The organism is Glaciecola petra, assembly GCF_031846345.1.
GTDB lineage: Bacteria > Pseudomonadota > Gammaproteobacteria > Enterobacterales > Alteromonadaceae > Glaciecola > Glaciecola petra.
Genome location: NZ_JAVRHX010000001.1, coordinates 851,034 through 863,885, shown reverse-complemented (window position 1 = coordinate 863,885; position 12,852 = coordinate 851,034). Strand labels below are relative to the sequence as shown.

General features: G+C 40.9%; 10 protein-coding genes. 2 read left to right on the top strand and 8 right to left on the bottom strand.

Annotated elements, in window-relative coordinates; all coding sequences use genetic code 11:
• Window positions 1-2: 2 nt before the first annotated feature.
• Entirely contained in the window at window positions 3-1,166 is a 1,164-nt protein-coding gene (carA, locus tag RM552_RS03885; RefSeq protein WP_311367474.1) for a glutamine-hydrolyzing carbamoyl-phosphate synthase small subunit, read from the bottom strand.
• A gap of 446 nt (window positions 1,167-1,612) precedes the next feature.
• The gene (gene dapB, locus RM552_RS03880) at window positions 1,613-2,416 is read right to left on the bottom strand and encodes a 4-hydroxy-tetrahydrodipicolinate reductase (RefSeq protein ID WP_311367473.1); all 804 of its coding nucleotides are present in this window, start codon (window positions 2,414-2,416) and stop codon (window positions 1,613-1,615) included.
• A gap of 197 nt (window positions 2,417-2,613) precedes the next feature.
• Between dapB and RM552_RS03875 the strand changes: the two genes are divergently transcribed.
• On the top strand, window positions 2,614-3,300 hold the full coding sequence (locus RM552_RS03875; RefSeq protein WP_311367472.1) for a cytochrome b/b6 domain-containing protein: 687 nt from the start codon (window positions 2,614-2,616) through the stop codon (window positions 3,298-3,300).
• Here the strand turns inward: RM552_RS03875 and ahr are convergent.
• From ahr to grpE, 6 genes are all read right to left on the bottom strand, one after another.
• Window positions 3,297-4,316 (bottom strand): NADPH-dependent aldehyde reductase Ahr, encoded by a 1,020-nt coding sequence (gene ahr / locus RM552_RS03870; protein ID WP_311367471.1) that lies wholly within the window; start codon window positions 4,314-4,316, stop codon window positions 3,297-3,299. The two genes, RM552_RS03875 and ahr, sit on opposite strands and share 4 nt — an antisense overlap.
• Before the next feature lie 9 nt (window positions 4,317-4,325).
• On the bottom strand, window positions 4,326-4,808 hold the full coding sequence (locus RM552_RS03865) for a c-type cytochrome (RefSeq protein ID WP_311367470.1): 483 nt from the start codon (window positions 4,806-4,808) through the stop codon (window positions 4,326-4,328).
• Between the two features lie 258 nt (window positions 4,809-5,066).
• Entirely contained in the window at window positions 5,067-6,539 is a 1,473-nt protein-coding gene (locus RM552_RS03860) for a hypothetical protein (RefSeq protein ID WP_311367469.1), read from the bottom strand.
• A gap of 378 nt (window positions 6,540-6,917) precedes the next feature.
• Window positions 6,918-8,039, bottom strand: coding sequence for a molecular chaperone DnaJ (dnaJ, locus tag RM552_RS03855; protein ID WP_311367468.1), 1,122 nt, complete (start codon window positions 8,037-8,039; stop codon window positions 6,918-6,920).
• 178 nt (window positions 8,040-8,217) lie between these two features.
• A complete protein-coding gene (gene dnaK / locus RM552_RS03850) occupies window positions 8,218-10,161 on the bottom strand; it encodes a molecular chaperone DnaK (RefSeq protein ID WP_311367467.1) in 1,944 nt (647 codons plus the stop codon).
• An 87-nt stretch (window positions 10,162-10,248) separates the two neighbouring features.
• Complete coding sequence (gene grpE, locus RM552_RS03845) at window positions 10,249-10,944, bottom strand: nucleotide exchange factor GrpE (RefSeq protein ID WP_311367466.1); 696 nt, start codon at window positions 10,942-10,944, stop codon at window positions 10,249-10,251.
• A gap of 554 nt (window positions 10,945-11,498) precedes the next feature.
• Between grpE and RM552_RS03840 the strand changes: the two genes are divergently transcribed.
• Window positions 11,499-12,791, top strand: coding sequence for a GntP family permease (locus RM552_RS03840; protein WP_311367465.1), 1,293 nt, complete (start codon window positions 11,499-11,501; stop codon window positions 12,789-12,791).
• The last annotated feature ends 61 nt before the right edge of the window (window positions 12,792-12,852 follow it).

The following is a 12,852-nucleotide window of genomic DNA, read 5'->3' as shown; positions in this document are numbered from 1 at the left end:
TCCTACTGTTTAGCTTGTTTAATTAATTCAATAAAATGATCGAACAATGGTGCCGCGTCATGCGGGCCTGGACTAGCTTCGGGATGCCCCTGAAATCCAAATGCCGGCGCATTAGTGAGCTTGATGCCCTGTAAAGTTTGATCAAACAATGACACATGTGTCACGTTAATGTGTTCAGGTAAATCGCTCTCGTCAACCGCAAAGCCATGGTTTTGACTAGTAATCATCACTTTGTTTTGGGCTAAATCTTTTACTGGGTGGTTCGCTCCATGATGGCCAAATTTCATTTTTGATGTTTTAGCCCCTGCAGCTATGGCTAGCAGTTGATGCCCCAAACAAATACCAAAGATTGGAATCTGTTTAGCAATAAATGTTTTTATTGCCGTAATTGCATAATCACACGGCTCAGGATCGCCAGGCCCATTAGACAAAAATATTCCATCTGGTTTGAGCGCTAAAACCTCCTCAGCACTGGTTTGAGCGGGAACAATTGTTAATTTACAAGCCCTATCAACCAGCATTCTTAAAATGTTGTTTTTAGCACCAAAATCGTAGGCCACTACGTGGTAAGATAAGTCTTGTACATTTTCCGCATACCCTTGACCTAAGGACCAAACGCCATCATTAAACTGATGTTGTTTTTCACAACTCACAACTTTAGCTAAATCCATACCTTTTAAGCCAGGAAATGCGGTGGCTGAATTGAGAGCCCGTTTAATTTCATCTGAAAGTTGTTGTTCGTCTAGCTTGTCAGAATCTCCAATCGACATAATACAACCATTTTGAGCACCTTTGTCTCTAAGCACTCGCGTCAAACGACGTGTGTCAATGTCTGCAATACCAACAATGTTATTACTCTTTAAGTAATCTGATAAAGTTTGTTGGCTTCTAAAATTACTCGCAATTATAGGTAAGTCTCTAATAACAAGACCTTTTGCGTATATATTGCTAGATTCGACGTCTTCAGAGTTGGTGCCGGTATTTCCTATGTGTGGATAGGTCAGTGTAATTATTTGTTCGGCGTAAGAAGGATCAGTTAATATTTCTTGATAGCCAGTCATTGAGGTATTAAATACAACCTCACCAACGCTACTACCTGCAGCTCCAATGGACGTTCCTTTAAAAACGGAACCATCAGCTAACACTAATAGGGCAGAAACAGCCAAGTCAACCTCCTAAAAAGTAGAGATAGCTAGTGTTTATCGAAAAATCAACGATAAACATGCAGTTAAGTATCTTTTTGTAAAAGAGGATACTCAATGTCTCTGCCAAAAAATCAACACTACGGCTGCCTGAGCTCACTGAAGTTCAATAAGCTTGGGGGCTTGCCGACTAATCATGTAGAATCGCCTGATTCGATATTGATTAAATTTGGCAAATTCCACGCAGTATATAGGACAATGAATTGTAGATCTAATAGTTTTTAAAATAGTGTTTAAAATAGTTGAAAATAACTACTTTAGACTTATTTTGTCAAAAACATGCTAAAAACATGCTTTTATGTCCCTAGCCACAACCACGTTGAGAGCCATTTATATTACCCCTTTAAGTAGCGACATGAATTCGAATGCAGCTAAAAGCTTAAGCCTATATTTGGATAATTCGTTAGAAATTAAGTTAAGGCAAGCACGTCCTGCATGGAATAGAGGCCAAAAGGCTTCTCTTTTACCCATATAGCAGCGGTCAATGCGCCGTTTGCAAAGGTGAGTCTGCTTGATGCTTTGTGGGTAATTTCGATACGCTCGCCAAGTGTTGCAAATAAGGCAGTATGTTCACCAACAATATCACCTGCTCTAACAGTAGCAAAACCGATCGTTTGTGAATCTCTTTCGCCAGTGTCGCCTTCCCTGCCAAAAACAGCTACTTTATCTAAATCTCTGTTTAAAGTTTCAGCAATGCTTTGTCCAATCGCAATGGCAGTTCCAGACGGCGCATCTTTTTTAAAGCGATGATGTGCCTCTAAAATTTCGATGTCAGCTCGATCCCCCATTACTTTCGCGGTGGTTTTTACTAGATTAAGCATCAAGTTGACACCAATGCTATAATTAGCAGCGAGTACAATAGGCACTTTCTTAGCGGCATCGTCAATCAGTGCAAGTTGCGCATCATCTAAACCTGTCGTACCTATAATAATGGGCTTTTTGTGTACAATAGCATATTCAAGGTTTCCCTCTAATGCATCTGGTAGCGTGAAGTCTATCAATACATCAGCAAAATCGGCCAATTCCGGCGTTAACTCTTTTACCGTAATATACTGTTTATTAATGCCAGCCAGTTCACCCGCATCAAGGCCAATAAATGCTGAACCTGTTCGCACTGACGTAAAAGCTAGGCCTAATTCGGCATGCTGATAAACGGCATCGATTAGCACTCTGCCCATGCGTCCGTTAGCACCTAGAATTCCTACTTTAATCATAATATGTGTCCATTACAAAATTGTTGCCTCATATTGTGCCACGATATCGCCCAAAAGGTTAGCATCTGTTTTTATTGGTTTAAAATCATGTTCTTCGGTTAATCTACACTATACTATGGCGCAAGAGTTGTTATTCTGATTATTATTTCATCCCTAAGAAGTTTAAAAGGTAATATTTTTATAGAGGAATTTGAGCCGTGCAAAAAATAAAGGTCTGGGACTTGCCAATTCGATTATTCCATTGGTTATTGGTACTCGCAATCGTATTTCAATTTGTGACTGGGGACCTGCTTGACGACGCCATGCAACTGCATTTTTATGGTGGTTATACCATTATCGGTTTAATTATCTTTCGGTTGCTTTGGGGTATGCTAGGCACATATTATGCGCGTTTTAATCAATTTATTGTTTCTCCAGTTTCCGCATTTAAGTACCTTACAAAAGCAAACAACATTGTATATCTAGGACACAATCCTGCGGGCGCTTATTCGGTAGTATTATTGCTCAGTCTGATATTTACTCAGGCTATATCTGGTCTATTTATTAGTGACGAAATATTCACAGATGGCCCTTATTACGGCCTACTTAATGAGTTTTGGCAATCATTAGCAAATTTTATACACCACAATTTCATGAACGTAATATTTGCAGCTATTGCTTTGCATGTTGGCGCGATTATATTTTACAAAATCAAATATAAAGAAGGCTTGACGTCGGCGATGATTACCGGTTTTAAACAAGTTGATACAACTAATTTAAACAAACCAAAACAAACATTCCCTTATTTCAGTTTTATATTGAGTATTGTGATTACGATGAGCATATTGTATTTACTCATTGAAGTTTTACCACCGCCGCCTGCTGATGATTACTTTGGCTATTAAAAATCTGCCTGTAACACAATACGATATCTTGCTTTACCGGACTTCAGATGCGCTAAGGCGTCATTAATTTTACTCATAGGGAACATCTCAACCATCGGTTGAATCTTATGCTGATTAGCAAATTCTAACATCGTTTTAATGGTATCTGGACTACCTACAGGAGAACCAGAAATAGATTTTTGTCCACTAATTAACGAAAATGCTCCTATGTCTAAGGGCTCAAGCGTTGCGCCAACAAAATGTAAACGTCCTTTTGGCTGCAAAGTAGTCATATATAAATTCCAGTCCAACTTAACATTTACCGTAGAGATGATAAGATCAAATTGCCCTTGTACCGATTCAATTTGTGCTGCGTCTTTAGAATTTATTACGTGATGGGCCCCCATTTTTTTTGCTTCATCTGCCTTATTATCGCTCGATGTAAAAGCAGTGACTTCACATCCCCATGCACTTAAGAATTGCACTGCCAAATGCCCTAAACCGCCAATACCAATCACGGCGACTTTGTCAGTGGGTTTAATGTCATATTGAACCAAAGGATTAAAAACCGTAATGCCGCCACAAAACATTGGCCCAACTGATTTTAGGTCAAGTCCTTCCGGCAAACCAACAACACTAGTTTGGGAAGCTTGCACATATTCCGAAAATCCACCATGCCTTTGCACAATTGTACCTATAGCCTTACTACATAAATTATGATCGCCGTTGTCACAGCTACGACACTGTTCACAATAGTCTGCATGCCAACCTAAGCCAACAAGATCACCTATATCATGTTTATTAACTTTGCTACCTACTTCTACAATTTCGCCAGCAACTTCATGCCCAGCTATCAACGGATAAGCTGACAAGCCCCATTCATTGTTTATCATCGACAAATCAGAATGGCATATGCCACAATAATGCACTTTGATCCGCACCTGTTCATCGCCCAATGTCGGTAATTGTGTGTTAATTTTTTCTAGGGCTTTTCCTGCACTATTGGCCGCATATGCTTGGCTCGTCTTTTGAGTCATTAATATCTCCTAGTCTTTTTTGTATTCGTCATGACAAGCTTTACATGTTGCACCAAGTGCACCAATACCCTTTCGAAAATTACCTTCGTCGTTCTTAGCTACAAGGTCTTGTAACTTAGCGGCCGCAGAAACCATATCGTCGATTTTAGCGTTAAAATCATCTTTATTTTTCCAAATACTACTTTTCGCGTCAGTGTTGACATCAAAGGCGGTAGTATCAAGCTCAAAATAGTCGTGCATCATGCTAGCTAAAAACGCTACTCTTTCTGCATTTTTGCCTATCGTTTCTGCATTCATAGGAATATTGCCCCGCGCCATCCCGCCGAGTGGTCCCATATTACTGCGTACTAATTGCAGTAATGATTTTCTGAAAGTAACAGCCGCATTTGCTTGTTTCTCTGATGTGGCTTTAGGATGGTTGTCGGCAGATGAGATGCCTGATACACATATTAAGCTTGCAAACAAAGTAGAAAGTAATATTTTATTTTTCATCGTGATGCCTTTATTTATAACTGTATTAAAAATGAATGAGGATTATTGCTTTTTAAATTTTATATTACACACGAATATTAGTTGAAAATTTAATTATTGAAAGCTTGATTCAGGCCTATACTAAAAAATATAACTAGCAGAAGTAGAAAATGACTTGCTCATCGTTGGGAGATAACAAGAAATACATTCAATATTTGGCAGTGTTTAGTATAAATATGACACTGCCAAACAAACATAAATAAATACTTATAAACTAAGTTAAGTGCGTTTTGATCGCACAAGTATAAGTACACATAAGCTCAAACATATGACCATGCTAGGCGCACTTACTTGATTGGGCAAGCTTGTAAAGCGTCCAAAGAAATTGAAAGTAAAACTTTGCCCTGGCATCCCAAAACTGGCGTATTGGTCGGTAGAGAACGTTATATCAATATCAAAAAAAGTTTCTATTGCTGAAAAAAAGTTAATGGCAAAATCAGTCTCTTCTTGTTCTGATAAAACGGTTCCTACATTAAATCCGTCGAGTGAAAAAAGGCTGGCATTTATACCGCTAATTTCAACATTAAGTAGGGATAGGTCTGTCAACATATCAGCATAACCTAGATCATTCGATACATTTGCAATCATAAAATCAAAAGCGTCTGCCTGATTAATATCTAGCAAACCTAAGTTGTAAGACCCACTGGTACCATAGTTGGTGTCGAATGCAGGACCAATTGTAGCAGGATTCAGAATAGACAACATACCTGACCTACACGCTGGCGCAGCGCCATAAGATGTCGAATCTTGTGGGCAAACTGTACCAAAGGTATTTGCCTCACCAGCGGCATAAGTGCCTGGGGGAACTGCGATAGCTTGAGGGGACCCTAAATCAGCTGTAAAAAATCCTGGTGGCGCTGGGGTTTGTTCAGTTGCTGCGGTTCCTGCAGCAAAATAACCAGGCTGAGCTAATATCGCTTCAGTCTGACCAGGAAGGCTAATGTATGACCCTGGTGCAGCCGCAATTGGCGCGGCAGCACCAAAATCGGGGGTGAAATACCCAGGGGGAGTAATAGTTTGCTCGATGGCCCCTGTCCCAGATGCAAAATAACCAGGTTGAGCCAATATCGCTTCAGTCTGACCAGGTAAACTGACAAAGCTTCCTGGAGCAGCCAAAGTCGGAGCCGCAGCGCCTGCATTAGCCACAAATGATCCTGGTGGCGCAATAGTTTGTTCTATGGCACCCGAGCCCGCAGCGAAGAAACCTGGTTGAGCCAATGTCGCTGAAGTTTGTCCGGGAAGACTAACAAAAGATCCTGGGGCTGCCAAAGTAGGAGAAACTGCGCCTGAGTTAGCCACGAAAGAGCCAGGTGGGGCGATGGTTTGTGTTGATGAGCCAGATTCTGCCACAAAAAAACCAGGAGACGCTAGCGTTGCAAAAGCTTGACCTTGCAAAGGCACGTATGTACCTGGCGGAGCTGGAGTTGGCGCCACCGCGCCCTCTGTTGATACAAATGTGCCAACAGGAGCTATGGTAGGCTCAGTAGCGCCTGAATTTGGTACATAATATCCAATAGGCGCCGGTGTACAAAAGGCATCCCCCACAGGCGCAAAAAAACCAGGCGGACATACGACATTAGCATGAGCAGAACCAAAAAATACATGCATAACAATAAACACGAAAATATATTTACTCGGTAAACTAACGGTATGTTTCTTTATTCGATAACGACTTGATGGGTTAACAGACATTCTAATGCATCCTTTCTGAATTATTTAGCAATATACTGTCTTAGTTTTTTCTGTTTTCCCAGTTATGGCATACTCAATTTTCAAGTTTGGCATACCTATTTTTTAAAGTGTTCAGTAATTCAATAACTTGAATCATCGCTTTGTTTATATTATTGCTAAATAAGCTAACTATTCCTCTGTTAGACTTACAACACATCAAGTGATAATGATTTATTAGATTTTTATTGGAAGGTAATTTTTATTGGAAGGTAATAATTATCGAGAAAAACAATCATGTAGAACTAAGGCGTTAACAAACATACTATCGCTATATGAAACTGTCGCTAATGCGGGATGACAAGGATATCAAGTAGACTACCAGATACCCTTGTGTAAAAGTTAACTTCTTAAGTCGTCAAAAAAACTTTTCACCCCATCGAAAAATCCGGTCTCTTTAGGTCTATGTTTTGCGCCAGAACCGCTAATAGAAGTCTCAAATTCTTCTAATAAAGCTCTCTGTTTAGAAGACAAGTTTACCGGTGTTTCAATTTCAACTTTACAAATCAAATCACCAACACTGCCACTGCGAACAGACTTGACGCCCTTTCCGCGTAGTCTAAACATTTTACCTGTTTGAGTTTCTGGGGTTACTTTCAATTTTACCTTGCCATCTAAGGTGGGTACTTCAATTTCACCACCTAAAGCTGCCGTGGTAAAACTTAAAGGGACTTCACAATACAAGTTATTGTTGTCACGGGTAAATATTTCGTGCTCACGAATATTCACTTGTACATATAAATCACCTGCTGGTGCCCCACTTTCTCCCGCTTCACCTTCGCCGCTCAAGCGGATTCTGTCACCTGTATCAACACCCGCAGGTACTTTTACAGACAAAGTTTTGGTTTTTTCAACACGGCCTTGGCCACGACAAGGCGAACATGGGTCAGAAATGATCTGACCTTTTCCTGAACATGTTGGGCAGGTTTGCTGAACAGCAAAGAAGCCTTGGCGCATTTGTACTTGACCATTTCCTTTGCACGTTGGACACGTTGTTGGAGAACTACCCTTTTTGGCACCAGAGCCATGACAAGACTCACATTCGGCAAGAGTCGGTACTCTGATTTCGACTTCTTTACCACGCACTGCTTCTTCTAGGCTCATTTCAAGATTATATCGTAAATCCGAACCTTGACGAGCACGTGAACGACCGCCGCGGCCACCGCCGAAGATGTCACCGAAAACATCTCCAAATATATCACCAAAATCAGCTCCACCGGCGCCGCCACCCCTATTGGGGTCAACACCTGCATGACCGTATTGGTCGTACGCAGCACGTTTTTGACTGTTGGTAAGGATCTCGTATGCCTCTTGGATTTCTTTGAATTTTTCTTCGAGGGCTTTATCGCCCTGGGTTCTGTCAGGGTGATACTTCATCGCAAGCTTTTTATAGGCTTTTTTGATTGTTTTTTCGTCAGAACTCTTGCTGACCCCTAACACTTCGTAATAGTCTCGTTTAGACATATAACACCCTGTAGTGACTTGTATTTCCAGTTAAATCAAAACTGCTGGTAGCCTAAGGAAACCTTGCAGTCACTGGTAAAAATTTGAGGCTTTTGCCCGTTTACTCGCAACAAAGGCGCAACTCACAAAGTGGTTGCGCCTACGGTCTATTGTTGCTTTAAATAAAGTACGTCAACGATTATTTTTTATCGTCTTTTACTTCTTCAAATTCAGCATCAACCACATCATCAGCGCCTTCACTAGTGTTAGCATTATCAGCACCTGCATCTTGTGGCGCTGCACCTGCAGCTGCTCCTTCCGCTTGAGCTTTTGCTTGCGCCATTTCCATAAGCGGAGCAGAAGCTTCCATTAAAGCTTGTGTTTTAGCTTCAATAGCTTCTTTATCTTCACCTTTCCGCGCTGTCTCAAGCTCATCTAAAGCTGCTTCAATCTTAGCTTTATCATCAGCACCCAGCGCATCCCCAGCTTCTTCGATTTGCGTACGAGTAGCATGTATCATGCCGTCTGCCTGGTTACGTGACTGCACGAGTTCTTCAAACTTAGCATCGGCTTCTTTATTCGCTTCAGCATCTTGTACCATTTGATTCACTTCGTCTTCACTTAAGCCAGAAGACGCTTTAATCGTGATTTTCTGCTCTTTACCTGTGTCTTTATCTTTCGCAGAAACATGTAAAATACCATCAGCATCAATATCAAAGGTAACTTCAATCTGCGGCGTGCCGCGCTGAGCAGCACGAATACCTTCTAGATTAAACTGTCCCAATGACTTATTACCTGCGGCCTGCTTACGCTCACCTTGAAGCACATGAACAGTTACTGCAGACTGATTGTCTTCAGCTGTTGAGAACGTTTGTGATTTCTTGGTCGGTACCGTCGTATTTTTTTCAATTAGCGCTGTCATTACACCGCCCATAGTTTCAATACCCAAAGACAACGGCGTAACATCTAACAACAATACGTCTTTTACGTCACCGGCCAAAACACCGCCTTGAATAGCTGCACCAACAGCAACTGCTTCGTCAGGGTTAACGTCTTTACGTGGCTCTTTACCGAAGAATTCAGTCACATACTTCTGTACTAAAGGCATACGAGTTTGACCACCAACCAAAATGATGTCGTCAATTTCACCAACACTTAGGTCAGCATCAGCAAGCGCTTGTTTTAATGGTTCAAGCGACTTCTTCACTAGCTCTTCAACTAGTGATTCCAATTTAGCACGCGTCACTTTAATCGCTAAGTGCTTAGGCCCAGATGCATCTGCAGTAATATACGGCAAATTAACTTCGGTTTGTTGTGCTGAAGACAATTCAATTTTCGCCTTTTCGCCCGCTTCTTTTAAACGCTGCATAGCTAAAGGATCTTTACGTAAATCAAAACCTTGATCTTTCTTAAACTCATCAACAAGGTAATTGATCATGCGATTATCGAAATCTTCACCACCAAGGTGTGTATCACCGTTGGTCGCCAATACTTCAAAAGTATGTTCGCCATCAACTTCGTCAATTTCAATGATAGATATATCAAAAGTACCACCACCAAGGTCATACACTGCAATTGTGTTGTTACCTTGATTTTTGTCCATACCATAGGCTAAAGCAGCAGCAGTTGGTTCGTTGATAATACGTTTTACATCTAAACCCGCTATTCTGCCAGCATCTTTAGTTGCTTGACGTTGAGAATCATTAAAATAAGCCGGAACAGTAATTACTGCGCCTGTGACTTCTTCACCTAAATAATCTTCTGCGGTCTTCTTCATTTTTTTCAAAACTTCTGCAGAAACTTGTGGTGGTGCCATCTTCTTACCATTTGCTTCAACCCATGCATCTCCGTTATCGGCCTTGCATATGTTAAAGGGCATGATATCTATATCGCGTTGCACTTCTTTATCTTCAAATCTGCGGCCAATTAAACGCTTAATCGCAAATAATGTATTGTCCGGATTAGTAACAGCTTGACGCTTTGCAGGCTGCCCTACTAAGGTCTCGCCGTCTTGTGTATATGCAATAATAGATGGCGTAGTACGCTCACCTTCTGCGTTTTCGATAACTTTTGCACTTTTACCATCTAGTACCGCTAAACATGAGTTAGTTGTACCTAAATCTATACCGATTATTTTACCCATAATATGTGTCTCCAAATTCTTTCATCTTCCCACTAAGTGGGGTTAGTAACCCTATTTTCAATAGGTGATTAATATTTTTTTATTTCTTTATGCTTTAGTATCTACGGTATTAGTACTGCCGCGAGAAACCATTACCATTGCTGGTCGCAATAAACGTTCATTTAGTAAATAGCCTTTTTGCATCACTGCAATCACTGTATTTGGTGGTACCTCATCAGTTTCTTGCATAGACATCGCTTGATGCTGTTCTGGGTTAAAGCTTTCGCCCTGAGGATCAATAATCTTCAAACCCGCATTTTCAAAAGTCGTAATAAAAGACTTTTGGGTTAATTCTATGCCTTCTAATAAAGGCTTTATCGCTTCATTTTCAGCATCTGCTGCTAAGGTAGCGCGCTCTAGGTTATCTACAACGTTCAATAATTCTTTGGCGAACTTTTCGAGCGCAAATTTACGTGCTTTGTCAATTTCTTGTTCAGCTCTGCGTCGCGCATTTTCGCCTTCAGCAATAGCCCTTAGAACTGAATCTTTTTGCTCATCAACTTTCGCTTCGGCAGCACTCAGTTTAGTTTCTAACTCATCTGCATAAGCTTTCCAGTCGATTTCTTGTTCGTCGTAGTTTTGAGTAGCATCAATATTTTCAGATGCATCCTCTTTAACCTGAGAATCACTGTTCTCACTAGTGACATACTCTTGATTACTATCGTTTTCATTAGTCGCGCTATTTTCCGACGATTCAGCTTGAATATTCTGTCCGTCTCTATTACCCGCATTTTCTGTATTCATGCTATGTCTCGCTTATTACTTTTTCGTGTATGAACATTTGCCAATGACGGCTATAATGGGGATTGTTTAGTATGCTTCAAGAACAAAATTAGACTTTTTTTATAAAACTACGCGAGCTTGGCTAAATATGTTTTCAATTTAGACCTTAATTGCTGTTGCCCTTGCTTATATTCTTATTTTATTTGTTGTCGCCATTTTAGGAATTAAAGCAAACAAACTCCCGTCATCGGTATATTCTTTGACATTGGGTATACATTGCACTTCTTGGGCATTTTTTGGCACAACAACACAAACCACACAATTTGGTTGGCCTTTTCTATGACACAAATTGTAGCGAAAATGCCACAATATGAACTAGTACCATCGTACTATTGGCTTTGCAGATTGGATATTGCACACTTTACACTAACTAGTGCTCTTCGTTCTGCGGTCACAGGTAACATTTAGTGCTAATCTTATTATTAAGTAGACAACTTTTTTAAAGGTAACAAGCTTTAATGCAGCTAGCGCTAATTCCCTATTGTTAAGTATTTTAAATACGCCTAGGAAAAAATATGTTGAGTTTAGTTGGCCTAATTGGAGGGCTGGTATTATTAATAGTGTTAACCATACGTGGCATGAATTTGTTCATCGCCGCGCCTCTATGTGCGCTTATTGTAGCACTATGTAACCACATGCCGGTGTTTGCTGGTGATAGTAACTTTGTGGTCACGTATATGTCCGGTTTTTCTGGTTTTGTGGCGTCTTGGTTTTTTATGTTTTTACTCGGCGCTATATTTGGCAAGTTTATGGAAGATACCGGAGCCGCAGACTCTCTTGCCCGTGCAATTATTAGTAAGCTAGGTTACAAGCATGCCGTTTTTGCTGTTGTTGCCGCTTGTGCGTTATTAACTTATGGCGGCGTATCTGTTTTTGTAGTCGCATTTTCCGTATATCCAATGGCATTAAGTTTATTTAAAGATGCCAACCTACCCCGGCGATTCATACCCGCAACATTAGCTTTTGGTTCGGTTACGTTTACTATGACGTCGGCAGGTTCGCCAGAAATTCAAAACTGGATCCCAATTAAATACCTTGGCACTTCGCCGTTTGCAGCATGGGAAGTCAGTTTAGTGGTGGCTATCCTCATGGCGGTGCTAGGATTTTGGTGGTTAAAACGTATGGTACGGATTGCCGTCGCTAATGGCGAAGTTTTTCAAGCAAAATCAATTGACCCAGAAATCAAAGAGCGTGATTATCCACATCCTTTAACTGGGCTCGTCCCTTTATTGGTGGTTTTGCTGATCTCTTTTTTATTGCACGAAGCCTACGCCCAATTTGCACTAATTGCTGCTTTAGGAGGTGGTGTTATCACTATCATGGCGGTCAATTACCGTTATTTCAACAATATGTCTGAAGCAATAAATATGGGGACAACTGGCGCCTTAATTGCGATTGGAAACACGGCAGCCGTTGTAGGCTTTGGTGCCATTGCTAAAACAACTGCCGCCTTTCAAAACACAGTGGATTTAATGACCCAAATTCCTGGTAACGAATTAATAGGCGCTGCGATTGCAGTGAGTGTAATTGCAGGTCTGACCGGCAGCGCCTCGGGGGGCCAAGCTATTGCGTTACCTGAAGTTGCCCCTTATTATTTAGACCAAGGTGTAAATCCCGAACAATTACACCGAATAGTGTCTATTTCTTCTGGCGCCTTGGATTCGCTTCCACACAATGGTTATGTTGTCACCACAATTAGAGCAATTTGCCATGAAACTCATCAAAATGCTTACGGGCCAATGGCAATCTTAACTGTCATTGTCCCTCTAATTGGGCTTAGTCTTGCCATTGCCCTATTTATTATATAGGCATAAGCTATGAAGAGCTTCGGAACATTGCACCTAACGATACTGGCATTATGTAGCATCA

Bases quoted from the DNA above. Each gene is read 5' to 3' on its own strand.
- dapB (WP_311367473.1), bottom strand. From the start codon at position 2,416: ATGATTAAAGTAGGAATTCTAGGTGCTAACGGACGCATGGGCAGAGTG.
- ahr (WP_311367471.1), bottom strand. From the start codon at position 4,316: ATGACTCAAAAGACGAGCCAAGCATATGCGGCCAATAGTGCAGGAAAA.
- RM552_RS03865 (WP_311367470.1), bottom strand. From the start codon at position 4,808: ATGAAAAATAAAATATTACTTTCTACTTTGTTTGCAAGCTTAATATGT.
- RM552_RS03860 (WP_311367469.1), bottom strand. From the start codon at position 6,539: ATGTCTGTTAACCCATCAAGTCGTTATCGAATAAAGAAACATACCGTT.
- dnaJ (WP_311367468.1), bottom strand. From the start codon at position 8,039: ATGTCTAAACGAGACTATTACGAAGTGTTAGGGGTCAGCAAGAGTTCT.
- dnaK (WP_311367467.1), bottom strand. From the start codon at position 10,161: ATGGGTAAAATAATCGGTATAGATTTAGGTACAACTAACTCATGTTTA.
- grpE (WP_311367466.1), bottom strand. From the start codon at position 10,944: ATGAATACAGAAAATGCGGGTAATAGAGACGGACAGAATATTCAAGCT.
- RM552_RS03840 (WP_311367465.1), top strand. From the start codon at position 11,499: ATGTTGAGTTTAGTTGGCCTAATTGGAGGGCTGGTATTATTAATAGTG.